Below are 25,044 nucleotides of genomic sequence, written 5' to 3' on the forward strand. Positions count from 1 at the left end.
TTACTTGTATAGCTTAAAATCAAAGGCGTTATACCTTACCTTACTTACGGCTAGCAATCATGGATTGTCCGGTCATTTCCGCAGGTTGCGGAAGTCCCATCAAATCTAGGATTGTTGGTGCTACGTCTGCAAGAATACCGGATTCACGCAATACAACATTCTCAGTAGTCACGATGAACGGAACAGGATTGGTTGTATGAGCTGTGAACGGGCGACCGTTCTCGTCAAATACCATATCTGCATTACCATGGTCAGCGATAATAATGGCAACGCCACCTTTGGCAACAACCGCATCCACTACTTTACCTACACACTCATCCGTCACTTCTACAGCCTTGATTGTTGGTTCCAGCATGCCGGAGTGTCCAACCATATCAGGATTGGCAAAGTTAAGAATGATAGCATCCTGTCTTTCCGCTTCGATTTCCGCTACGCAGGCTGCAGCCACTTCGTATGCGCTCATCTCAGGTTGAAGATCATAGGTTGCCACTTTAGGAGAGTTGATTAAGATCCGAGTTTCACCAGGAAGCTCCTCGTCACGTCCACCGCTAAAGAAGAAGGTTACATGCGGATATTTCTCAGTTTCCGCGATGCGCAGTTGCTTCTTGTTTTGTTGAACAAGCACTTCACCCAATGTGTTATCCAGGTTCTTCGGTGAATAGGCTACATAACCTTGTACCGTTTCGCTGAAAGTAGTTAGGCATACGAAGTGCAGGTTTTGCGGGAACAAAGGACCACGATCGAAACCGCGGAAATCTTGATTCGTGAACACTTGTGACAATTGAATAGCACGGTCAGGACGGAAGTTGAGGAATACGACGGAATCGCCGCTCTCTACTGCCGTTACAGGTTTGCCTTCACTGTTTACAATTACACTAGGTTCAACGAATTCATCAAATACCGAGTTTTCATAAGATGAAGTGATGGCTTGCACAGCATCCGTGTATTTAGGGCCTTCACCATAAACCATAGCACGGTAGGCTTTCTCTACACGTTCCCAACGTTTATCACGATCCATTGCGTAATAACGTCCGGACACCGTTGCAATTGTACCCACGCCAACCTCTTCGATTTTAGCTACTAGATCTTGGACAAACTTCTTCCCACTATCAGGAGCTACGTCACGACCGTCCATAAAAGCATGGATATACACTTCATGCATATCTTCTTTTTTAGCCAGGTCAAGCATAGCAAACAGGTGGTTAATATGGCTATGTACCCCTCCGTCGGATACAAGCGCATAAAGGTGAAGCTTTTTGCCAGTGTTCTTAGCATTTCTAACTGCGCTAACCAGGGTTTCGTTATCGAAGAACTCACCCTCGCGAATCGATTTATCGATACGAGTCAAATCCTGATAAACGATCCGGCCTGCACCAATATTCAAATGCCCTACTTCGGAGTTGCCCATTTGCCCTTCCGGAAGGCCTACAGCTTCACCGCAAGCAGTGAGTGTAGTGTTAGGATATTGTTTCAGGTAACGGTCATAGTTAGGTTTGTTGGCTTGAGCAACGGCATTACCTTCTGTCGTTCCACGCAAACCAAAACCATCCATGATGATCAAAGCTACGGGTTTTGGAGCTGACATCTTACTTCGCCCCCTCAACCAATTGAACGAAGGAATCCGGTTGTAAGCTGGCACCGCCAACAAGCGCACCATCGATGTCGCTTTGGCCCATGTACTCAGTTACATTCTCAGGCTTCACGCTGCCGCCGTATTGAATACGAACAGCTTCAGCTGTTGCTGCATCATACAGATCTTTTACAAGACTGCGGATGTAAGCAATAACTTCATTAGCATCTTGGGAAGTGGAAGATTTACCTGTGCCAATAGCCCAGATAGGTTCGTATGCAATAACAACTTTTGCTGCTTGCTCGGCACTAAGACCTTGGAATGCAGCTTCAGTTTGTACTTTACATACTGCTTTAGTTTGATCAGCTTCACGCTCTTCGAGCTTTTCGCCAACACATACGATAGGAGTAATTCCGTGACGGAATGCAGCATGCATTTTCTTATTCACGATTTCATCCGTTTCGCCAAAATAAGCACGACGCTCAGAGTGGCCAATGATAACATAGTCCACACCAAGATCACTTAGCATTACACCACTGATCTCGCCTGTGTAAGCACCGTTATCTTCAAAGTGTAGGTTTTGTGCACCAATCTTGATGTTAGTACCTTTTGCAGCTGCTACAAGTGCAGGCAGGTTAGTAAATGGAGCGCAGATTACAGTCTCAACGCCTTCTACTTCTGCTTTGCCTTTAATTTCAGCAATAAAGCTTTCTGCTTCAGGAACTGTTTTGAACATTTTCCAGTTACCTGCAATAATAGGTGTTCTCATGACTTATGTTGCCTCCTTCTTAGGTCTTACTTATCGTTCAGTGCTTCTACGCCAGGAAGCGCCTTGCCTTCCATGAACTCAAGGGATGCACCGCCACCAGTGGAGATATGATCCATTTGATCAGCCAGGTGGAATTTCTCTGCTGCTGCTGCGGAATCTCCGCCACCAATAACAGTGTAACCTTCAGTAGTTGCACAAGCTTTTGCTACTGCAAGTGTACCTTCAGCGAATTTATCGATTTCGAATACGCCCATAGGTCCATTCCAGACAACCAGCTTGGAGTTCTTGATAATATCGGCATAAAGTTCACGAGTCTTAGGTCCGATATCAAGTCCTTCCCAACCTTCTGGGATTTCATTGTAATCAACGATCTTAGTGTTAGCGTCAGCACCAAATTTATCAGCAACAACAACATCAACAGGAAGCATGAAGTTTTTACCAAGTGCTTTTGCTTTTTCGATGAATCCAAGAGCAACGTCAAGTTTGTCGTTGTCTACTAGTGATTTACCGATTTCAAAGCCTTGTGCTTTAGTGAATGTATAAGACAATCCACCGCCGATCAGGACGTTATCAGCCAAAGACAACAAGTTATCAATAACATCAATCTTGTCTTTAACTTTCGAACCACCGATGATCGCAGTGAAAGGACGTTCTGGGTTAGAAAGAGCTTTACCAAGAACGGACAATTCTTTCTCCATCAAAAGACCGGATACAGCTGGTAAGAAATGAGCGATACCTTCTGTCGATGCATGTGCACGGTGAGCCGCACCAAACGCATCATTAACAAACAAATCAGCCAATTCAGCGAATTGTTTAGCCAGTTCAGGATCGTTTTTCTCTTCACCTGGGTAGAAGCGAACATTCTCAAGTACAAGTACGTCGCCTTCGCCTAGCTCAGCGATTTTTGCTTTTACAGCTTCGCCAATTGCTTCGTCAGCTTTAGCTACGGGTTTGCCAAGGAGCTCGGACAGACGTTCAGCAGCAGTAGTCAAACGCATGGAATCTACGAATTCGCCTTTAGGACGACCCATATGACTCGCAAGAATGATCTTTGCACCGTTCTCGATCAAATATTTAATGGTTGGAAGTGTTTCGCGAATACGAGTATCATCAGTAATTTTACCGTCTTCTACAGGTACGTTGAAATCCACGCGTACAAATACGCGCTTACCCTTTACTTCTACATCACGGACGCTTTTTTTGTTCATGATTAATTCCTCCACACCCAAAATTGTTTCTAGCAGGAAACAAGAAATACATTTAGAAAGAGCGGAAACAAGGAATTTCTGTTTCCGCTCTATAGATGTTGCTTATATCAAGTCAATTACTTAGCGATTTTAGCGAATTTCTCCAAAGTACGAACCAATTGTGCAGTGTAGGACATTTCATTGTCATACCAAGCAACAGTTTTAACCAGTTGTTTGTCGCCAACAGTCAATACTTTAGTTTGTGTAGCATCGAACAGGGATCCGAAAGTCATACCTTTGATGTCGGAAGATACGATTTCATCTTCAGTGTAACCATAAGTGTCTGGATCGGAAGCTGCTTTCATTGCTGCGTTGATTTCTTCAACAGTAACGCTCTTATCAAGAACAGTTACAAGTTCAGTCAGGGAACCAGTTGCAACTGGAACACGTTGAGCTGCACCATCCAATTTACCTTTAAGTTCTGGAATAACCAGACCGATTGCTTTAGCAGCACCAGTAGTGTTAGGAATGATGTTCTCAGCTGCTGCACGAGCGCGTCTGAAGTCACCTTTAGCATGTGGAGCATCCAAAGTGTTTTGGTCGCCAGTGTAAGCATGAATTGTAGTCATCAAGCCTTCAACGATACCGAACTTGTCGTTCAGTACTTTTGCCATTGGAGCTAGGCAGTTAGTTGTGCAAGATGCGCCGGAAATAACAGTTTCAGTACCATCAAGAATGTCATCGTTAACGTTGTAAACGACAGTTTTCATGTCGCCAGTAGCTGGAGCGGAGATAACTACTTTCTTAGCTCCACCTTTCAAGTGTTTTTCAGCTGCTTCTTTAGTTGTGAAGAAACCTGTGCACTCAAGTACGATATCAACGCCTAGGTCGCCCCATGGCAATTCTTCAGGGTTGCGGTTAGCAAGAACCTTAACTTCTTTACCATTGACTTTGAAGAAGCCATCATGCACTTCAACATCACCTTGGAATTTACCTTGAGTTGTATCATATTTAAGCAAATGAGCAAGCATCTTAGCGTCAGTCAAGTCGTTGATTGCTACCACTTCGATACCTTCTACATTTTGAATACGGCGGAAAGCAAGGCGTCCAATACGTCCAAAACCGTTAATTCCAACTTTTACACTCATTGAATAGTTCCTCCTAGAATTCGTTTTATTTATTCAAAACAGACGGTGAGGTCTGTCATGACAACAATGTTAAGTATGATGCAAGAAGTATGTTATTGCCTGCAATCTAAAAACTACGAAGATAGCTGTAGTTGATTGTCAATTTCCTTGCCTATTTCTACTGCAGCAGCCTCGTCCGTGACGAGAATATTCTCCTGCCCGAAACGCAGCATGGCATGAATGGCTTTGGCCTTGGGTTTGCCTCCTGCAATACCGATGACTTTCTCTGTCCGGATAATATCTTCTAGACGTAGACCCATCGTAAGCATGGTATGGACAACCTGACCCTCTTCATTGAAATAATAGCCAAAAGATTCGGCCACTGCCCCTTCACCCTGTATTTCCGAGACTGTAGCCTCGTCCAGTTTGCGGCGGCGGGTCATTTCAATGGCATCCCCAATCCCATGTACAATAATACGCGAACTACGGATGGTTTGTACAATCTCTCCAATATTAGAGTCAAGTGCCAGCGATTGGTATGCATCCCCGCTAAGCAAATCAGGGACATGCAACAACCGGTAGTTGGCTCCAACCCGCTTTGCCATTGTTGAGGCAATCGTGTTGGCTTGAATCTCCATACTCTCTCCTAATCCTCCACGCGCCGGAACAAACCAAGCGTTCTTATAGGAAAGGGACAACGGCGGTGCCAGTTGATCAGCCATATCGGCAAGCGTCGATCCACCTGTGACGGCAACTGTATCATCTGCGCGAAGTATACTCAGCAGCGCTTTCGCACCCGCTCGGCCAAGCTCTCGTTTGGTGAACGGCGATGACTCACAATCACCCGGTACTACAATAACTTTATCCAGACCATACGTTGCTCGAATTTTCTCTTCCAGCTCATCCAGACCAAATAGGCTCTTAACAACCGGCTCTAGCAAATCAAGCAGTCTACGTCCAGCAGCGCTAATGCGCATGCCAACACTCTCGATCTCAATAAGCCCTTGCGATTTCAGAAGATCCGTCTCGGCACGCAGTACCCGCTCAGTCATATCTAGCGAAGCGGCTAGCGTTCTGCGCCCAATAATATCGGACAGCATGATCTGATGAAGAATCGTGTACCGTCTCTTAAGGGTTTCCATGAGATCAGGCAGAAGCTGCTTTTGGATATCTAATAAATTACGCATACTTTCACTCCTGCAACTTCGTCTTCCTCTATTCCCTTGTTCATGGTCTCAAAACGTCCCGGGTAAACTTTTTAAGTCCCACCCATATTCTAACCAAATATTGCTCGAAGCGCAAGTCTTCCGAGAGTAGAATTCTCAAGCGCTTGTCTTCTTATACATTAATAAGGTCAGAAAAAGATATAGCGCCCGATGCCTGTCCCTAGAGCGCTTGTCCAGTATTAATATTACATTGCAATTGTGTAAAAATTGTATTATAATCATTTTTGTTGCGCCCGTGGTCCAATGGATATGACGTAGGCCTCCGAAGCCTGAGATCCAAGTTCGATTCTTGGCGGGCGCGCCATTAATTTCATTTTTGCACATAATTTAGTAGTGCCTATACTACTACTTAACCAAAGAGCCGCTTGTCGGCTCTTTTTTTTGAATATAAGTTTGACTTTCTTTGACTTTTTGTTTGAATTTGTTTATCATGTGGGTAATACGGCAAGAGTAAAAATGAATACATTTGAAGAACCAATATCAAGGAGGTTTTCCACGTGAGTTATATTCCTATGGTAGTAGAACAGAGCAACCGCGGCGAGCGCGCTTATGACATCTATTCCCGCCTGCTGAAGGACCGCATCATTTTCCTTGGAACGGAGGTTAATGACGTGGTAGCCAATTCTATCATCGCACAAATGCTGTTCTTGGCTGCCGAAGATCCTGACAAGGACATTCACCTTTACGTGAATAGCCCAGGCGGTTCCATTACTGCAGGTATGGCTATTTTTGATACAATGCAGTACATTAAACCAGACGTTTCCACCATCTGTGTGGGTATGGCAGCTTCCATGGGAGCTTTCCTGCTAAACGCTGGCGCCAAAGGCAAACGCTTCGCACTGCCTAACAGCGAGATCATGATCCACCAGCCTTTGGGTGGTGCTCAAGGTCAAGCAACGGACATTGAAATCCGTGCCCGCCGCATCCTTAAATTGCGCGATAAGCTGAACCGTATTCTAGCAGAACGTACGGGTCAACCTCTAGAACGTATTGAGAAGGATACAGATCGCGACTACTTCATGACTGCTGCAGACGCGGCTGAATACGGTATCGTAGATAAAGTAATCGAGAAGACATTGCCTAGCGGTGTGTAAGCTATAAAGTAAAAATATAAAGAGGCTGTGCTCTATCCGTTATGGTTAGAGCACAGCCTCTTTATATTTTATAGAAGACCTAAATCCAATTAAGCCAGCCCGCCATAACCTAGCGCATCCAGCTTCTCGGCAATTACGCGATAACCCCGGCCATTCGGATGCAAATGATCAATGGATAACAGCCCTCTCTCATTTCCTGCGAACTCACTGTAAATCGAAGCAAATCCACATACTCGGCTGCTGTACTGTGCTGCGTATTGATTAAACTGCCTGACCCACTCTGTCGCACCAACCACCTGAGGATAGGGGTTATATAATCCCACAATTCTAATGATAAAAGGTCTACGCGTCCTCGCCTTCAATTGTATAAGGATATTCATAATTGCAGAGAAATTTTGTTTGCATTCCTGAAGCGATCTGCGCAGTTCTGCGGATAAGTTGCCTTGCTGTCTTGCTGCTGATTTGGCCGCGTGAATCAAATCATTACCACCGATAGACACAGTGATGATATCGGCTACTCGAACGGCCTCACGCATCATGGAATTTCCGCGCAGCCGCTGCTCCAGCTCTGAAGTAGTCATTCCGTTCACGCCTAAATTCGTAGAGGCTACAGTAGTCCGCAGTCTCCCTTCTGCCATTCTACGGTACACCGGTACAAAACCGTTACCTGGCAGAGCACCAAATCCAGTCGTCAAGGAATCGCCAATTGCAGTATATTGGTAGCCCATAGCTCTCCCCCGTTCATAAACTAGTTACTCCCTTTAGCATATGAACAAGAGACAACTCTGGTAAGGGGGAGATGTCTTGTGCCGACATTAGCGGAGACGAAGCATTTCCATTTATTTTATGCCAGCAAACGGGCTACTGCCATCCGGCAAAAGCTCTTTGAAACTAAAAGTATACTCAGGGAAGCCTGCAGCATACGCTGTGTACTCATATAATTGGAAGAACAGAACAACCTTGTCGTCCTTCAGATAGAAATATTTCTCCGTATTCAATCCGTTGAATCCTCCCAAATAACTATCCTCTGCCTTCAGCAGCTTGCTCAGCTTTGCATTCAGCTGTTTTTTGTAGTTTGGATTAGCTCCAAACAGGTCGCCCAACAGTAGACGTTTACCATCCTTAAGCGAGAAGGTGAAGGCTTCACGGTTAGTCATTCCATGGGCGCCGCCCGTATCACTATACTGATGCATCACTATGCTGATCACACCATTCTGATTGTAGGTCACTACATAACCTGAATCATAGGTGTATTTGGGCTCTGCTCCATCTCGATCGGAGATATCCTGTTCTGCACCCGCCGCGAATTTCATAACACTTTCCTTCAAAGTATTATTAATAGCTTGTTGCGCACTGGAGTTGCCCAATCCACTGATCTTCGGATAATCAAGCTGAATAAAAGCTTCTGCCCGATCTTTAGCATAAGTTTCCGTGGTTACCGTTAGCGCGTTCTGCGGTCTGTTCACCACATTCAGCCTACTGGCGGCCCGACTCCAATCTACCTTATAACCCATATAATCATTTAACAATCCTGATGGAACATAGAGGCGATTATTAATTAACTTCCCTTCATACTCTCGAATGAAATAGTTGTTCACCCACACAGAAGTACCGTAGCTGGATAACATCAACTTGGCCTTGGTCGATCCTTTTCCAATCATGTACGCATTTTCCTTCTTATCATACACAAGCGGTAATCCCAACACATCTCGCATAAAAGTTAGGGGAATCCAGGCCAGTCCTTCCTTCAAAATACCTTCCTGCAACGAATTTATCCCGTTTGCCTTTAAAACGATACGCGAATCAATAGCTTTATTCTCCGTTTTACTAGCTGCTGCATAACCCGTTTCGCTGGGCAGTAGGCCTCCAACAAACAATAAACCTGCTGACATCAGACCTATGCCCCATTTGCGCGCTGATTCTTTTGAAATAATATTCATCATCTTATTTTTCCTCTCCTTTCCAATTTATTAAACAGAATCGTAGAGAACTTACACAAAAAAAGAGGCGCCCCCCCACTATTACTAGTGGAAGACACCTCTCCTCTCTGCATTCACCTTGTTCTGATACTATTTCAATTCATACATCACGCTCAGCTGAGTTGTAACTTTAACTACTCCGGGTTGCACGGATGTGCTTGCACCAGCATCTGCTGCAGCCATATTCATTTTTAGATTCTGTTCAAAATAAACCGGAGTGATATCGCCATCATTTTGGCTGACCGTGATCACTTGACCCAAGCTGCGTTTAGCTGCCTTAGCAATAGCCCCTGCTTTAACATCTGCATTCGCCATCGCTTTTTCAATCACCTGAGCTTCAAATGCAGAAGTATCTTCCACAGAAAAACGTGCATTTCCGATATTATTCGCCCCTGCCGCAGATGCAGCGTCCAGCAATTCACCAACCTTGGTCAGATCTCTATAAGACACTAACAGCGTATGATTGGCGTTGTACCCCTTCACTTGCTGTCCTTCTTTTTCGCTGTAACTATAATTGGGTTGCACATAAAACTGCGTGCTTTGAATATCTTTATCTGCAATTTTCCAAGTATTCTTCAGTAAAGTCATAATCTTCTGAATTTTAGCGGCATTGGTCTTCTGCGCTTCTTGCGCAGTTGTGGCTGTAGTATCCACACCGATGGACAAGTATACGATATCCGGCTTGAGGGACAATTCGCCTTTACCTACTACACTAACGACATTTTTCTGCACTTCATCTGCGTAAGCCTTTGCAGGACCTTGGAAAACACCACTCATGCTGATCCCTCCAATTAACAAACTCCCTACGATCATCACTGAACCAATTTTCTTCAATAAACCTTTCATATTTGCCAGCCCCTTTCATTTCTTGTGATTTGTTATTATCCTCTAGACGAGTCATTTTGGTAAATGTTGCACGTTCTCCATCTATTTTTTGGTATTAAAAAAAGCCCCGAAGGGCTTTTGGTCATGCGATAAATAAAGTCTTCCTAGCAGAAACGATGTTGTCTTCCTATTATTGGTTCTCAAGCTCTTCTTTGCTGACCAGACTTGTCAAAGCGTTTACAGCTTGATCGGCATCCGCACCGTCCGCGCTAATGTAAATCTCCGTGCCGGAACTGATAGCGAGGCTCATAATCCCCATAATACTTTTAGCATTTACTTTTTTATCATCTTTTTCCACGAAAATCTCCGACGAAAACTTGTTAGCTTCTTGCACAAACAATGCTGCCGGTCGGGCATGAAGCCCTGTCTTCAACCGAACAACTACCGGGTGCTTTGTCATGAAACGCTTACCCCCTAATTGAGTTCTCCCCAAAAGTTTCACATTAATTTTATATTATTATATCATTATAACGTAAACCACACTAGAAAAAAAGTAATTAGCCGCCTCGAACCTTGTCCGCCAGCTCATCAATCTTACGAAGCCGATGATTTACTCCCGACTTACTGACTGTACCTTTGAGCATTTCACCAACCTCCTTGAGGTTGATATCTGGATGCGCCATTCGAATTTCTGCTACTTCACGCAGTTTATCCGGCAAATTCTCCAGTCCCACTTCTCGCTGCAACAGCTTGATATTCTCAATCTGCCGCACCGCAGCACTTATTGTTTTGTTGAGATTTGCGGTCTCGCAGTTCACGATCCGATTCACGGAATTACGCATATCGCGCATAATTCTTACATCCTCAAATTTGAACAGCGCCTGATGCGCTCCAATCAAACTTAAGAATTCAATAATCTTCTCGCCTTCTTTAATGTAAAGAATGAACCCTTTTTTACGTTCAATACAGCGTGCGTTTAGGTGGAATTCCCCAGCCAGATCCACTAATGCTTTACAATGTTCCTCATACATCGAGGAAATCTCCAAATGGTAGGAGGAGCCTTCCGGATTATTAACCGATCCGCCAGCCAGAAAGGCACCGCGCAAATAAGCACGCTTGCAGCAGTTATTCCCAACAATCTCATCATCAATACCATCGGTAAAAATAAATCCTTCCGACACAATTCTAAGATCCTTTAGGATCTCTTGTACACGGTTTGGGATTCTGACGATATAGACGTTATTTTTCTTCAAACGCATTTTTTTACGCACGAGTAGCTCAATATGGACCTGGTAATATTTCTTAAGTAAAGAATATACCCGCCTTGCAATCGCGGCGTTCTCCGTCGAAATGTCGAGAATAACCTTTTTGCTTGAAAGCTGCACAGATCCATTCATACGGATAAGCGCTGACATTTCCGCCTTCTCGCAGCAGGGTTCACTCTCCACCATCGTCAGCTCTTTTTTGGTAAGGGCCGCAAAAGACAAGGGTCTCACCTCTTTCTTGATAAGTACTTCGTTCTCATCTATAAGTTATACCCTAGGGTTTCTGTTTATCCAATCCTGCACAAGCTGATAAATGTGATGACTAAGCTTATCGGTATCATGTCTCAAATAAGTTCGGAATAAAACCAGTTTATCGGCTATAACCTTGTATCCATTGCCATCCAGCGCTTCTTTATCAAGCTGCACCGGGCGCGCGCCCTTCTCGGCGTACTTCGTCTGGACCTGTTCCGGAATCTCACCGTCATTAACAATAACATAATCGAATAAATCGATCCCGATATGATCATATACAGCTTGAAGATGGTCGCTGACGGTATAGTTATCCGTTTCACCCGGCTGAGTCATTACGTTGCAGACGAAAATTTTGATAGCATTCGAAGATACAACCGCTTCTGCCAGTTTCGGAACAAGCAGGTTGGGAAGAATGCTCGTATACAGACTGCCAGGACCCAGCAGGATCGCATCTGCATTCCGAATCGCCTCAAGCGCTTCGGGCAACGGTTCTACATCTGGCGGCTCCAAGGACACTCGTCTGATGATCCCGCCAGCTTCAGGGATTTTAGACTCCCCCGTGATAATCGTGCCGTCCGACATTTCTGCATGCAGGATTACAGCTTCACCGGCCGCAGGCAATACCCGGCCGCGAACAGCGAATAATCGACTAAGCTCCCGTACAGCCGTAACGAAATCGCCGGATATATCCGTGAGCGCAGCAAGAATCAAGTTGCCGAGACTATGACCAGCTAGTCCCTCACCCGTGTTGAAACGGTATCTCATAATCTCTGCCATGAGCGGCTCAACATCAGCCATAGCTGTCAATACGTTGCGGATGTCCCCAGGAGGAGGCATTTGCAGTTCACTGCGTAAAATACCAGAGCTTCCCCCATCATCGGCAACGGTAACAATAGCAGTAATATCTAATGGCTTCTCTTTTAAACCACGAAGCATAACAGATAACCCCGTGCCACCGCCCATAACGACGATACGTGGACGCTGTCTTTGTTCTTCAGCCACTATGACCCCTTCTCTCTAGTGCCGATCACGCTCGGAATCCCGATGACTAACGGTTACGGATTCCGTCTCGCTAACGCCCAGCATTTTACCCAAATACTCGGAAATGGCTACGGAACGGTGTTTACCTCCCGTACAGCCAATGCCAATGATAATCTGGGACTTACCTTCCTTACGATATTGCGGAATTAGAAAATGAAGCATATCGAGCAGTTTGGTCAGGAACACCTGTGTTTCAGGCCACTTCATTACATAATCGTAGACTTCACTGTCCTGGCCGGTTTTAGGCCGCAGATGGTCCACATAATGTGGGTTAGGCAAGAAGCGGACATCGAAGACAAGATCTGCATCAATAGGAATACCGTACTTAAATCCGAAGGATGTAATATTGACGGAAAGCGTACTTTTTCCTAGATGCGAAAACCGTGAAACGATCTTCTCCTTAAGCTGTACGGGCTTCATACTGCTGGTATCTAAACATAACGTAGCTGAATTTTTCAATTCTTCAAGCATCTTACGTTCTAGCTTGATACCATCAAGCGGCAGCCCCTTAGGTGCTAATGGATGATGACGTCGACTTTCCTTGTAACGCTGAACAAGTACTGAATCTGTAGCATCCAAAAACAAGATCTCACAGCCAATGGTTGACTCATCCTTGATATAGGCAAGAGACTCAGACAAAGCAGTGAAGAATTCTCGACCACGCAGGTCAATTACAAGGGCTACCTTGGCAATCTTACCCTTCGACTGTTCAATTAGCTCTGCGAACTTGGGAATCAGCACCGGTGGTAAATTATCGACACAGAAGAACCCTAGGTCTTCCAGACTCTGTACAGCAATTGTCTTCCCCGCACCTGACATTCCCGTAATAATAATCAGGGTGGCTCCAGCCGTTGGGGTATTGTCCAATTCGGTCATAAAAGCGTCCCCTCCCTAGATTTAGTATATGAATACTTCCCGTCTTTTAAGAACGCAGCAAAAGGCCGGCAGCCCCAACAATACCTGCGTCATTGCCAAGCTCAGCTGGAATAATCGAAACACCAGTTTGAAGCGGAGCCGGTGTCAATTTCGCAAACACACGACGAACCTCGTCAAATAGAATATCTCCAGCCTTAGACACACCGCCGCCAACGATAAATACTTCAGGGTTAAGCACAGCCGCAACAGAAGCCATGGATTTACCCAGATAGTACGCTGCACGATTCACTATACGGATAGCTACTTCATCGCCAGCCTTAGCCGCATCAAAGACTTCTTTCGCAGCAATCTTCTCTACCATAGAGAGGGAAGTACGATCGCCACGAGCTACTGCATCATTAGCCATGCGGATAATACCTGTAGCGGAGGAAACGGTTTCCAGACAGCCCATGTTGCCACAGCCGCATTGAATAGCTTCCAGATCCGGCACTACTGTGATATGACCAAGCTCACCAGCTAATCCCGCAAAGCCTTGATAAATCTTTCCATTAATAATGATTCCGCCACCGACACCTGTTCCAAGCGTATAGCAGACACAGTTATCAACGCCACGTCCCGCACCACTCCAAGCTTCGCCCAGTGCAGCCACATTCGCATCATTGTCTATTTTGACAGGCTTGTTCCAACGATCTTCCAAAATGGAACGGATCGGCACATCTCTAAATCCTATGTTAGGCGCAAGGATGATGATTCCTTCACGAATATTTGTGAACCCGGCTACACCCGCTCCTACACCTGCAAGCTGATCCCAAGAGTACGGGGAATCCTCCACAATTTGGCGTACATACTTCTCGATATTATCGATAACAGTATCGACACCCTCTGCAGTTCCTGTAGGTCCCTCATAAGTATGTAGCAGGGTACCTTCAGCATTACAGATTCCAACCTTAATTGCAGTTCCACCCAAATCCACGCCAACGTAGATATTCTCAGACATGTAACAAGCCACCTTTTTTTATACTAAAATAGTTAATCCTAAGTACCAACTATAATAGAAGCCCTCTCTGTGGTCAAGGAAAGACAACACACCCGGGAATTCCTTATTTTAAGAGTATACTCTATTATATTCTAAAAAGACCCCCTTACGCCTAAGTAAGAGAGTCTTGTACCTATATTATTATTTGGAAAATAACCCACCGCACCGATTTATTCTGATAAAATGCGCTTTTGGCCCTCTAATGCTCGGATTGGAGCGATATTCTGTGTGAACTCTAGCGTGCCCATATATTGGCCTGACTCGTCTCGTACAGCGAAGTAACGGATGTAGATAAACTTATCCTTGATATTGATCCAGAAGTCTTCAGCATCCTTACGGCCTGCCTTAAAGTCTTCCAAAAGCTTCTCTACCACATGAACACTTTGCGGGGGATGACAGTTCTGTACTGTACGGCCGATAACCGCTTTAGTTCGGGCAAAGATACGTTCCTTCCCGTGTGAAAAATATCGGACAACATCATTCTCATCAATGAAGGTTAGATCTACAGGAAGATGGTTGAGTACGGTCTCCAGCTGATGCAGTGACAACAACCCTGTCTCAAAACGGATGAACCCGCCTTGCGGCGTAGCTCCTTCTGTTTCTTCCAGCACTGTGCCGTCCGGCTCAGCGGCCCGCTCAGGGATCCACTCCTGCTCCGGTGCGGTTAGGCAGAACCCGATCTCATCACTCTCCCGGGCGATTTTGACCCATTCATCTTCCGTCAGTTTGTCCAGGGCCATGGGCAATAGAATATTTTCTTCCTTAAAGATCATTTCATTAACTTCCTTGATGATCTCCTCAAGCTGAATGCCTATTTCTGCTGCGTTTCCGCTATAAGTGCTGAGCGCAGCTTTTGCCTCTTTAATCATACGGCGGATATTATCATCCACTCCCCACATTACCTTGGTTGGGCCATAAATGCCGTATTTTTCGAGGTATGGGAACAGCAGATTTTCTTTTCGGCTATAGTGTTTATCAAGATCCAGCAGCAAGCTAAGATCCTCCAACAATTTGAAGATCAGTTCCTCACTATCATTCTTTTGAAACTTTGTTGCGTGCAGATCCATGCGGAAGTTAACAAGTTTTTCGATCTCACGATTCTCCAATTTGAAGGTGTGTACTGGATGGCCTGGCTGCTCCTCGGGCTGGGACGAGCGGTGAATTTGCTCAATAGAGCCTTTAAAAATGGCTGTATGCACCGAACAAAGACGTTGGACCTCGGATACCGGAATTCCTTCTTCGGTCATTAATGAATGCTCCATCGCGGAAATCTCCGCTACGGTAACATCACCCACAGCTTCGGCGAATCGCGCCTTAACCTCTTCTACACTTTTCCCTGCATGCAGCTCTTTAATAATCTCCTTAAGCATAGCCTGGCGACGAGTCTGTTCCGGCACATCAACTTCACGGTTGTTAATCAGTTCGCTCATATTAACACTCCTTTATTAAATAATCTCGAAACCATGACGTTCAAAAGTTTGCTTCACGTGCTCGAGATCCATTTTTTTCAGCTTAATTCCTTTGGATAAGGTCATGAAACGGCCAGCAGTCTGCAGCATGCCAGGCTTGGCAATATCCTTAAAGCCCAGCTCTACCATAATCTCGATGACCTCCGGATGCCGTGATACCATCTCGAATATAGATTCATCCAAACTCAGCACTTTTTCCATCTGACTCTTCTCCTTTATGTGAGAACTATTCTCAATAAAAGATTAGCACAGGCCGTACAGGACCATTGTGATTGCAATCACTAATTCAAAAGAAAGCAATTATCGTTCTTTTTAAGACGGATTATGTATGCTGTGAACCTAAAAAAACTGCCCCCTACGCTTAAAAAGCATAAGAGACAGCCTGATTTGTCATTAATTAATGATTTATTATAGCGTTACTCCTGTTTTGAATATGGAGATCTCACGGAAATTATTCTTTTCATTATTAACCCATTCACCGCTGGCCACCGCAATAATATAGTTTATGAAGCTGCGCAGGACCTCATCTGGAGAACCATCTTCCACCAACACACCTGCATTAAAATCGATCCAATGACGTTTGCCTTCATACAATGGGGTATTGGTAGATACTTTCATCGTAGGCACGAATGTACCAAATGGTGTTCCCCGCCCGGTCGTAAAGATCACCAATTGGCAGCCAGCAGCAGCCAGTGCAGAGGAAGCCACAAGATCATTGCCAGGTGCGTTAAGGAGATTTAAGCCTTTATTAGTGATAAGCTCCCCGTACTTGAGGACATCCATAACTGTAGCGTTCCCGGATTTTTGAGTACAACCCAATGATTTATCCTCAAGCGTAGTAATTCCTCCGGCTTTATTCCCTGGAGAAGGATTTTCATATACCGGCTGTTTATAGTCCATAAAATACTGCTTAAAGTCATTAATGAGATCGACAATTTTGTTGAAAATATTTTCGTCCGCAGCACGTTCCATTAGAATTTTTTCGGCACCAAACATTTCAGGTACTTCTGTCAGTACAGTGGTCCCGCCTTGAGCAGCCATATAATCAGACAGACGTCCAAGGAGCGGATTCGCAGTAATACCGGATAACCCGTCGGAGCCTCCACATTTCAGACCGATTTTCAGCTCAGAGAGTGATACCTCTTCCCGTTGATCGCCTTGGACATTATTATAGATTTCCTTCAGCAGCTTCACGCCTTCTTCAATCTCATTCCCAACCTCTTGGGAGACAAGGAAACGCACACGATCCTCATCATAGCTGCCCAGCATGTCTTTAAAAATATGCAAATTGTTATTCTCACAGCCCAATCCGAGCACAAGCACGCCGCCCGCATTCGGGTGTTTAACCGCGTTAGCCAGAATCGTACGTGTATTGTCATGATCATCGCCCAGCTGGGAGCAACCGTAGTTATGCTTAAGCACGAGCACGTTATCGAAAGGTGCGATATCTCCAACCTCTGCTTTGAAAATATTGATGATCTGCTCCGCCACTCCATTCACACAACCAACAGTAGGGACGATCCAGAGCTCATTGCGGATACCTACAGATCCATCAAAGCGGCGATACCCCTTAAAGGTCAAATTCTCCGCTGCAAAAGGATTCGGCGTCAGCTTCTGCTCAAAGGTATATTCCTCTACCCCTGTTAGGTTTGTCTTAGTGTTATGGGTATGCACCCACTGCCCCGGCGCGATAGACGCTATAGCATGACCAATGGGGTAACCATATTTCAATACGTTTTCACCTTCGCTAATGCTGGACAGTGCAATTTTATGGCCTCTAGCGATATCTTCAGTAATTTTAATCTCTTTTGAACCAATCACAATGGTGTCGCCTGCTTTATAGTCTTTTAGTGCAACAGCGACATTATCAGCCTCATTAATCTGCAATACTTCTTTCATCGTCTTGATCATATCATTGTCACCTCCAGGGTATTAGTTGTGTGCCGGTCTCTTCACGAACGCTTTTAAGGCTTGCTTCATGCCATTTTTCTCAATCGCAATCAGTCCTTCTGTCACCTTGTCAGTAAGTCCAGCCACTTCATTCAGATCACAGCCCCAGCGATTGGTTGCGGCAAGTACTTCGACGGCCAGTGCGCGCAGCCCGGTGTCTGTGCCATCCCATCCTCCCCATAAGGAGGCGAACCATTCCAAAATATCCGCATCATCAGCCAGTTGAATGTTTTCTTCCCCTCTGCGTCCTCTATAGAAGGCAATTAATGCGCTCAATGAGAAGACAAGCTTTTCAGGCAATTGTCCTTTGGCCTCTACATATTGCAGTAAAGAAGGCAGATCTCTTGTCTTAAACTTCGATATAGAATTAAGGGAAATGCTCATCAAGTAATGCTGCACATAAGGGTTCAGGAATCTTTCTAATACCGCGTCTGCAAAAGAATTCAATTCCTCTGCCGGCAGATCCAGCGTTGGAATAATCTCATCATAGATTAAGGACTTCACGTACGCCCCAACCTCTTCGTGCTCAATGGCTTCAGCAACCGTATCAATACCGTACAAATACGCTACGGGTGTCATAGCTGTATGAGCTCCGTTTAAAATTCTCACTTTACGAGTGCGATAAGGGGCCATATCATCCACCACCAGCACATTAAGACCTGCTAGTTCAGCCGGGAACTCCTTTTTAATCCACTGTGGCCCTTCAATCACCCAAAGATGGAATTGCTCGCCGACAACGACCAGCTTATCCTCATAACCCAGCTCTTCTGTAATCTCGGCAATGCTGTCTCTTGGATAACCGGGAACAATGCGGTCCACCAGACTGCAGCAGAAGGTATTAGCTTCATTCAACCAGTTCACAAAACCTTCTCCAAGATTCCACAGCTCAGCATATTTCAAAATAACCTTTTTGAGCTCATCACCATTCCGGTCAATCAGCTCGCATGGAATGATGATAAAACCTTTAGAAGCATCCTCATTAAAAGTTTGATAACGTTTGTACAATAAGGCCGTCAGCTTGCCTGGGAAACTACTCTGCGGCGTATCGGTTAACTTGTCGCCAGCTTCAAAAGCAATTCCCGCTTCAGTAGTATTAGACACGATAAAGCGCAGCTCTGGGTTCTCAGCCAGCTTCATATACTCCTCATGCTGTGAATAGGGATTAAGCGTCCGCGTAATACAATTAATTACCTCGTGTTCTTTTACAGCCGCTCCGTCTTTAATGCCTTGCAGATAAAGGGTATACAGCCCATCCTGATCATTCAGCATTTCTGCCAGTCCGTTAGCCAATGGCTGTACAACAACCACTCCACCATTGAAATCCGTTTTTTGATTCATGGTATGAATCTGCCAATCTACAAAGGCGCGCATGAAATTGCCTTCGCCAAATTGTAGAACCTTCTCAGGATACTGCTTGTAAGCTGTCCAATTATCACTATTTAATCTTTTCATATTAACGCCTCCTAATAGTAAATGCACACGATAAACTTATTAAATAAACTATATAAAATCATATTTATATTACTGATTAATTAAATATATGCACACGTGAAAATTATAGATCGCAACCCTTTACGAAGGTAAAGGATCAGGCTGCTATGCGCAGCCTCTACTTCTGCAACTTCCTGACTGATTCTCTGGCAATAAGCTCTGTTTCGATCGAGATCCGCCCGTCTTTTTCTGAGGGTTCCTTGACCAAGCTTAACAGCTGGCGAGCGCCTTGCTCACTAATCTTCTCAATAGGACGTTTGACCGTGGTGAGTGAAGGATTGGCAAAAAGTGAAAACCCAATGTCGTCAAAACCAACAACAGAGATATCATTTGGCACCTGCAGCCCTCGCTCAAACACGCCTTTCATAGCCCCGATCGCCATATCATCATTGGAGCAAAATACAGCAGTCGGTGGCTTCTCGAGATCCAGCAGCTTGCCCATCGCCTCATATCCACTTTGCATATCATAACTACCGCTTATCATGTAGTCATTACGAACAGGGATATTATGGTCAATCAAAGCTTTTATAAAGCCATCTCTGCGTTCCTGTGTGGATTTAAAGCCCTCGACACCTTCAATAATTGCAATGTCTTGATGCCCGTTTTCGATCAGGTATTTGCCTGCATTATAAGCACCTTCCCGGTCGTTCGAGATGATGTTGATAATGGAACGGTCATCAATTTCCCGGTTCAGCACAACGATTGGAATGCCTTGCTGGACAACATGGTAAATGAATTTATTATCTGCTTCACTCTGGCTCATTAGAATAATTCCATCAAAACGTTTGCGATGAATAGAGGAGTAATCCGCATAATCGTCGATCCCACGGATGAACAGATTGTACTCTACATCTATGACCCTATTTACACCACGAATCGTATCAGAGAAGAAACCAGAAGTTGTGCCGTTGGCAATACTCGTGAAGAACAGACCAATGGTATAGGATCGCTGCATCACAAGGCTTTTGGCATTGTAATTAGGGACGTAACCCACTTGCGCAGCGATCTCGGCAATTTTTTTACGTGTGACCTCTTTAATTAGAGGACTATTGTTAAGTGCTCTCGATACAGTTGTATGCGATACATTCGCCAATTTGGCGATATCCTTGATTGTAGGTGCCATGGGTCAACCTTCCTTATTAAACGGGTTTGGCTCTTCCATGTAAGGATATCATAACGATTACCTAGTCACCAATGCCTGTTTCGAGAAATTAAAATAATGATCAGCGTTATTGTAACAGATGTTCTCAATCATACTGCCCAGTAACTCCATATCATCCGGGGCTTCTCCAGCTTCTACCCAAGAGCCTACTAGATCACACAAGATTCTTCTAAAGTACTCATGTCTGGTATACGATAAAAAGCTTCTGGAGTCTGTTAACATCCCAACAAATTGGCTAAGTACGCCTAGATTAGCAAGTGTCTTCATCTGTTCCAGCATGCCGTCTTTATTATCGTTGTACCACCATGCGGTTCCGAATTGAATCTTCCCTGGAATACCGCCGCCCTGGAAGCTGCCCATTAGACTGGCAATAACATGATTATCATTAGGGTTCAATGAGTACAAAATGGTCTTAGGCAACGCATTCTCACGATCCAGCGCATCGAGCAGACCCGCCAAAGGCTTAGCAATCACGCCGTCATTGATAGAATCATAACCCGTGTCAGGTCCGAGACGTCCGAACATTACGCTGTTGTTATTCCGTAGCGCATGAATATGGAATTGCATCGCCCAATCCAGCTCGTTATACAATTTGCCGAGGAATACTAGCGTGAATCCTTTATATTTCTTTTCTTCACTCTCACTTACAGTGCCTTCATAAAGTGCTTTAGCGAATATAGCTGTAGCTTCCTCCAAGGTAGTAGGCTCAAACATTACCGCATCCAAAGCATGGTCAGATACACGGCCGGCTCTGGCGTGGAAGAATCTCACTCTGCTCTCCAATGCTGCAAGAAACTGTCCGTAATTCTTAACAGCCATTCCCGAAACTTCGCTTAGCTGAGCTACCCAAGGCTGGAAGGTAGGACGGTTGATTTCAAGCGCTTTATCTGGCCGGAATCCCGGCACAACGCTAGCATTGAATCCACTCAGATTACTGATTTTCTCATGATATTCCAGATTATCTACAGGATCATCGGTAGTACAAACCGTAGTCACCTTCGATTTAATGATCAAATCTCTTGCTCCGTATCCTTCACCCTGTAACTGTCTATTCACTTCATCCCAAATTTTTGGTGCGTTAGCTTCATTCAGCAACTCATATACACCGAAGAAACGTTGCAGCTCCAGATGCGTCCAATGGTATAGCGGATTCCCGATAATCATCGGAACCGTTCTAGCCCAAGCTAAAAATTTATCATAATCACTGGCATCGCCAGTAATGAATTTCTCTTCTATACCGTTAGCGCGCATCACTCTCCATTTATAATGGTCGCCATACAGCCAAGCTTCGGTGATATTGTTGAACGTTTTGTTCTCATAAATTTCTTTTGGACTGAGGTGGCAATGATAATCGATAATGGGCATGTCTTTCGCATGATGATGAAACAGCTTAATTGCGGTCTCGCTCGACAATAGGAAGTTCTCATCCATGAATTTTTTACTCATGAGGTTTGCTGCTCTCCTTTAAGTTCGAATGGGAGTTACACAAAGTTTAACGTGAACATTTATTCAATCGGTCAATTTCTTAATAAATATTTTAAACTTAAAATTATTGATTATAATAGGGTTTGTATAAATTGTTCACGTTAACATTATATCTTCATTGTAAACGTATTTTTAAAATGCGCAAGTCTTTTTATAAAGACATTGTTACAGTTATTTTAACTTCCGAGCGGTAATAAATAAACAACATATTTAATATCTGGACACGGCCCCGCCAATATTGAAAAAAGCAGGCAACCCTTTAGAAAAAGGATAACCTGCTTATATGTCATCGACTACGATTTCTCGCAAAATTAACTATCCAGTGTTTCGCTCCAGTCATGCACCATCGTGCCCTCTAGGTACTTCTCAGCATCCATTGCTGCCATACAGCCAGATCCCGCTGCGGAAATTGCCTGACGATAACGGGTATCCTGCACGTCGCCACAAGCGAATACGCCCGGGATGTTCGTTTCTGTCGTTCCAGGGTTGACCACAATGTAGCCGTTGGTATCGGTCGTAATTTGCCCCCCTAAAAATCCGGTGTTCGGCGTGTGCCCGATCGCGACAAACACTCCGTCCGCTTCGATGAGTTCATCAATTCCCGTCTCATTGTTGCGAACCGTCAGCCCCTTAACGCCAGACTCGTCGGTTGTAACCTCAAGCGGTGTACGGTTAAGAGCCCACGATACCTTACTGTTATCCCGTGCGCGAGCCTGCATAATCTTCGAAGCCCTAAGCTCATCACGACGGTGAACCAATGTTACATTGGAAGCGAACCGGGTTAAAAAGCTGGCTTCCTCCATCGCTGAATCTCCACCACCGACGACAATAATCTTTTTGCCACGGAAAAAGAATCCGTCACAAGTAGCACAAGTGCTGACCCCACGGCCCACATTCTCCTGCTCCCCGGGGATTCCTAAATATCTGGCAGATGCGCCGGTTGAGATGATCACTGACTCCGCCTCTAATACTCCCAATCCATCTACAGTCACTTTAAATGGACGCTGTGAAAAATCAACTGAATCCACCCAACCATTCTTAAATTCAGCCCCAAAACGTTCAGCCTGCTTGCGCATGTTGTCCATTAAATCCGGGCCTAGAATTCCTTCAGGAAAGCCTGGGAAGTTCTCGACTTCTGTTGTCGTTGTCAGTTGTCCACCTGGTTGCATACCTTCAATCACAAGTGGGTTTAGGTTAGCACGTGCCAAATAAATTGCAGCAGTAAGCCCGGCTGGGCCTGTTCCGATCACAATCGTTTTGTACATAACAGTGGCCTCCTCACAATAGGGTTTATTTAGAAGAAACGGGCCCTTTTTTGGCAAGCATAGACGCCTTCGGTGTCCCTATAAGGAACATTAGCGTTACGCAAGACATATATAAAGGGCTCCGTTTCTACGAAATACTACATGATCGATTTAGATATTCTCGGTAAATGGCGGAAGGCTGTCGCTCACACTTCCCTCGAAACTACATTCCTCATCTATGCGCCGAGCATAACGACTGACCATAGAAACGGAAACATTGTAACGCTGGGCTACTTCACGGTAGGTGACCGGCAGGTTATGCGTTTTAGCGATTAGATATTCTAAGGCAGCACACCAGCCATTCGCATGACGGATAAACGGAACATCCGGATAAAGGCTGCTCAGAAATTGCTTCCACAGTAATTCAGCATCTTTTTTGTGGATTGCATCATATCTTCGATCCATCATACTAAGGGTCTGGTCGATAACTTTCTGCCAATCCTCTCTCCATTCCGGCAGTCCCTTCAGACGCGGGGAAGAGGTTTCTTTGACTTCCTGAAGCACATTCTCTTCAGGAACACTTCCAATCAGCCGCTGCAGACTAAGAAGTGCCGCTTCTTGCAGCTTTTCTTCTTGCAAGGGCTGCTGCTTCAGAAGTCCTTGCAGAATTTCGGACATCTCTTCATCTTCGATCCACCGCAGAGCTTCTGTAACCTGAAGCTTCGTATTGGCATCCCCGTAGCGGAGCGCCCAGAAGAAGGAAGAGCGAAGCAGCGGATTGTTCCGTACCTCTTCGGTAAAGCTGCCCTTGTTGTCCTTCCACAGCTTCAGCTGCTCCTGAAAAGGAAGCTGATAGTTGTAGCTGACCAGCGACAGCGTTTTGCCTTCCCCTTGTGCCTGCTGCAGCTGAGCCAGAAAAAATCTCGGCACAGCTGATTCCGGATCGAGCTTAGCCGCCTTCTGCCAGCAGCGCTGGGCTTCTGTATACAGGCCACTATTGCTGGCAGCTGCCGCACAATAATGATAGAGACTGGCGTCGCCACCGACCTCTTCATCCTTCAACAGACGTCTAAAATGGCCATAGGCGGTTTTATGGCGTCCCAGAATCCCCATGGTGGTGGCCATTTTGAACAAATGCTCCTGATGAAACGGAATGGTGGTCTCCAGAAGGCGTAACAATCCATCCAGTTGCCCGCGGTCACCTTCATACTGAAGGAAGATCGCTAAGTTACAGAGTGCATGCAAATTCCCGGAATCCAGCTCCAGCACCCGCATAATACATTCCTTAGCTTTGGTAAAACGACCCATGTAAAAATACGCTAGGGCTAGGTTGTTATGTGCCGCCAGGAAGTCAGGCGTATTGCTCACAATCTCTTCAAGCAAAGTGACGGCTTGTGTAAACTTGCCCTCCTCCAACAGTGCTCGGGCTCGCTCATGCTCTATTACACCTTCCCGGCTTCTAATCCGGATAAGTGGAGCAGGACGGTCCAGCTCATATTGCAGCAGCTCCATCAATTCTTCCGATTCGGCCAGAAATTCACCGTTCACATCTTCTTCGAGATAAGTGACGAGTGAGCGTTCTGCCTCCTCATAGCTTTCCATATTGGCGAAGTTGTTAGCCATATAGAAATAACATTCCGTCATTGCCGGATCAATATTCTCCAGTACATGGGTTAAAATGTCGTTGGACGCTTCATAATTACCCATTTCTGATAATACGCCAGCCACGTTGCAATGATTGACCGGATTCTCCGGCTCGTACTCTACAGCTTTGCGAAAATTCTTTAATGCCTTATCATATTGAAAGCGATCCAAGGACCGAACGGCTCTTTCAAAGAAAAAATTGGCATTCAGAGTTACAGGAATCACATTATCATTCCCCAGTTCATACTCTGAAGTTCTCTCAATCATGGAAGCAAGGCACCTCCCTTATAAGAAGCTTCCTTATACTAACGAAAAATAGGAGGGCGGCGCCCTATGGGGTATGCCGGAGCTC

The 25,044-nt window shown here is 45.2% G+C and carries 22 protein-coding genes and 1 tRNA gene; 2 read left to right on the plus strand and 21 right to left on the minus strand.

Annotation, left to right across the window (positions count from 1 at the left end):
• Positions 1 to 40 precede the first annotated feature (40 nt).
• The 5 genes from gpmI to MKY14_RS26490 form a co-directional block, all read right to left on the minus strand.
• Positions 41 to 1,585 carry a 2,3-bisphosphoglycerate-independent phosphoglycerate mutase gene (gene gpmI, locus MKY14_RS26470; RefSeq protein WP_076305439.1) on the minus strand — a complete coding sequence of 515 codons (1,545 nt, stop codon included), beginning with the start codon at positions 1,583 to 1,585 and terminating at the stop codon, positions 41 to 43.
• A 1-nt stretch (position 1,586) separates the two neighbouring features.
• Positions 1,587 to 2,339: a triose-phosphate isomerase gene (tpiA, locus tag MKY14_RS26475; RefSeq protein WP_036687124.1), complete on the minus strand. Its 753-nt coding sequence runs from the start codon at positions 2,337 to 2,339 to the stop codon at positions 1,587 to 1,589.
• Between the two features lie 26 nt (positions 2,340 to 2,365).
• The gene (locus MKY14_RS26480) at positions 2,366 to 3,547 is read right to left on the minus strand and encodes a phosphoglycerate kinase (protein ID WP_036687122.1); all 1,182 of its coding nucleotides are present in this window, start codon (positions 3,545 to 3,547) and stop codon (positions 2,366 to 2,368) included.
• Between the two features lie 116 nt (positions 3,548 to 3,663).
• On the minus strand, positions 3,664 to 4,674 hold the full coding sequence (gene gap, locus MKY14_RS26485) for a type I glyceraldehyde-3-phosphate dehydrogenase (RefSeq protein WP_036687120.1): 1,011 nt from the start codon (positions 4,672 to 4,674) through the stop codon (positions 3,664 to 3,666).
• Positions 4,675 to 4,787: 113 nt separating this feature from the next.
• Positions 4,788 to 5,840 (minus strand): sugar-binding transcriptional regulator, encoded by a 1,053-nt coding sequence (locus MKY14_RS26490; RefSeq protein WP_076126862.1) that lies wholly within the window; start codon positions 5,838 to 5,840, stop codon positions 4,788 to 4,790.
• A gap of 268 nt (positions 5,841 to 6,108) precedes the next feature.
• Between MKY14_RS26490 and MKY14_RS26495 the strand changes: the two genes are divergently transcribed.
• A tRNA-Arg gene (locus MKY14_RS26495) sits at positions 6,109 to 6,183 on the plus strand.
• Between the two features lie 193 nt (positions 6,184 to 6,376).
• Positions 6,377 to 6,973 carry an ATP-dependent Clp endopeptidase proteolytic subunit ClpP gene (clpP, locus tag MKY14_RS26500; RefSeq protein ID WP_036687113.1) on the plus strand — a complete coding sequence of 199 codons (597 nt, stop codon included), beginning with the start codon at positions 6,377 to 6,379 and terminating at the stop codon, positions 6,971 to 6,973.
• Between the two features lie 89 nt (positions 6,974 to 7,062).
• Here the strand turns inward: clpP and MKY14_RS26505 are convergent, their stop codons facing one another.
• From MKY14_RS26505 to MKY14_RS26580, 16 genes are all read right to left on the minus strand, one after another.
• Positions 7,063 to 7,701: a GDSL-type esterase/lipase family protein gene (locus tag MKY14_RS26505; protein WP_076186860.1), complete on the minus strand. Its 639-nt coding sequence runs from the start codon at positions 7,699 to 7,701 to the stop codon at positions 7,063 to 7,065.
• A 111-nt stretch (positions 7,702 to 7,812) separates the two neighbouring features.
• Positions 7,813 to 8,916 carry a PdaC/SigV domain-containing protein gene (locus tag MKY14_RS26510; protein WP_076310089.1) on the minus strand — a complete coding sequence of 368 codons (1,104 nt, stop codon included), beginning with the start codon at positions 8,914 to 8,916 and terminating at the stop codon, positions 7,813 to 7,815.
• Between the two features lie 126 nt (positions 8,917 to 9,042).
• Positions 9,043 to 9,798 (minus strand): SIMPL domain-containing protein, encoded by a 756-nt coding sequence (locus MKY14_RS26515; RefSeq protein ID WP_076126857.1) that lies wholly within the window; start codon positions 9,796 to 9,798, stop codon positions 9,043 to 9,045.
• Positions 9,799 to 9,967: 169 nt separating this feature from the next.
• The gene (locus MKY14_RS26520) at positions 9,968 to 10,237 is read right to left on the minus strand and encodes an HPr family phosphocarrier protein (protein WP_036687106.1); all 270 of its coding nucleotides are present in this window, start codon (positions 10,235 to 10,237) and stop codon (positions 9,968 to 9,970) included.
• Positions 10,238 to 10,334: 97 nt separating this feature from the next.
• Positions 10,335 to 11,264, minus strand: coding sequence for a DNA-binding protein WhiA (whiA, locus tag MKY14_RS26525; protein ID WP_340011724.1), 930 nt, complete (start codon positions 11,262 to 11,264; stop codon positions 10,335 to 10,337).
• A gap of 45 nt (positions 11,265 to 11,309) precedes the next feature.
• Positions 11,310 to 12,257 carry a gluconeogenesis factor YvcK family protein gene (locus MKY14_RS26530; protein WP_169744815.1) on the minus strand — a complete coding sequence of 316 codons (948 nt, stop codon included), beginning with the start codon at positions 12,255 to 12,257 and terminating at the stop codon, positions 11,310 to 11,312.
• Positions 12,258 to 12,311: 54 nt separating this feature from the next.
• On the minus strand, positions 12,312 to 13,211 hold the full coding sequence (gene rapZ / locus MKY14_RS26535) for an RNase adapter RapZ (RefSeq protein WP_076126855.1): 900 nt from the start codon (positions 13,209 to 13,211) through the stop codon (positions 12,312 to 12,314).
• 46 nt (positions 13,212 to 13,257) lie between these two features.
• The gene (locus tag MKY14_RS26540) at positions 13,258 to 14,208 is read right to left on the minus strand and encodes an ROK family glucokinase (RefSeq protein WP_036687097.1); all 951 of its coding nucleotides are present in this window, start codon (positions 14,206 to 14,208) and stop codon (positions 13,258 to 13,260) included.
• A gap of 209 nt (positions 14,209 to 14,417) precedes the next feature.
• Entirely contained in the window at positions 14,418 to 15,677 is a 1,260-nt protein-coding gene (locus MKY14_RS26545; protein ID WP_339245657.1) for a DUF438 domain-containing protein, read from the minus strand.
• Between the two features lie 15 nt (positions 15,678 to 15,692).
• Complete coding sequence (locus MKY14_RS26550; protein ID WP_076280344.1) at positions 15,693 to 15,917, minus strand: DUF1858 domain-containing protein; 225 nt, start codon at positions 15,915 to 15,917, stop codon at positions 15,693 to 15,695.
• 207 nt (positions 15,918 to 16,124) lie between these two features.
• The gene (locus tag MKY14_RS26555) at positions 16,125 to 17,615 is read right to left on the minus strand and encodes a UxaA family hydrolase (RefSeq protein ID WP_076192672.1); all 1,491 of its coding nucleotides are present in this window, start codon (positions 17,613 to 17,615) and stop codon (positions 16,125 to 16,127) included.
• A gap of 33 nt (positions 17,616 to 17,648) precedes the next feature.
• Complete coding sequence (locus MKY14_RS26560; RefSeq protein WP_340977724.1) at positions 17,649 to 19,118, minus strand: tagaturonate reductase; 1,470 nt, start codon at positions 19,116 to 19,118, stop codon at positions 17,649 to 17,651.
• A 157-nt stretch (positions 19,119 to 19,275) separates the two neighbouring features.
• A complete protein-coding gene (locus tag MKY14_RS26565; RefSeq protein WP_076105201.1) occupies positions 19,276 to 20,280 on the minus strand; it encodes a LacI family DNA-binding transcriptional regulator in 1,005 nt (334 codons plus the stop codon).
• Positions 20,281 to 20,337: 57 nt separating this feature from the next.
• Positions 20,338 to 21,765: a glucuronate isomerase gene (uxaC, locus tag MKY14_RS26570; RefSeq protein ID WP_076192647.1), complete on the minus strand. Its 1,428-nt coding sequence runs from the start codon at positions 21,763 to 21,765 to the stop codon at positions 20,338 to 20,340.
• Positions 21,766 to 22,115: 350 nt separating this feature from the next.
• Positions 22,116 to 23,069, minus strand: a complete 954-nt coding sequence (trxB, locus tag MKY14_RS26575) for a thioredoxin-disulfide reductase (protein WP_036687084.1) — start codon at positions 23,067 to 23,069, stop codon at positions 22,116 to 22,118.
• A gap of 150 nt (positions 23,070 to 23,219) precedes the next feature.
• The gene (locus MKY14_RS26580; protein ID WP_340977726.1) at positions 23,220 to 24,959 is read right to left on the minus strand and encodes a tetratricopeptide repeat protein; all 1,740 of its coding nucleotides are present in this window, start codon (positions 24,957 to 24,959) and stop codon (positions 23,220 to 23,222) included.
• Positions 24,960 to 25,044: the final 85 nt, after the last annotated feature.

The organism is Paenibacillus sp. FSL R5-0887 (genome assembly GCF_038002305.1).
In the GTDB taxonomy this organism is placed as follows: Bacteria; Bacillota; Bacilli; order Paenibacillales; family Paenibacillaceae; genus Paenibacillus_AQ; species Paenibacillus_AQ odorifer.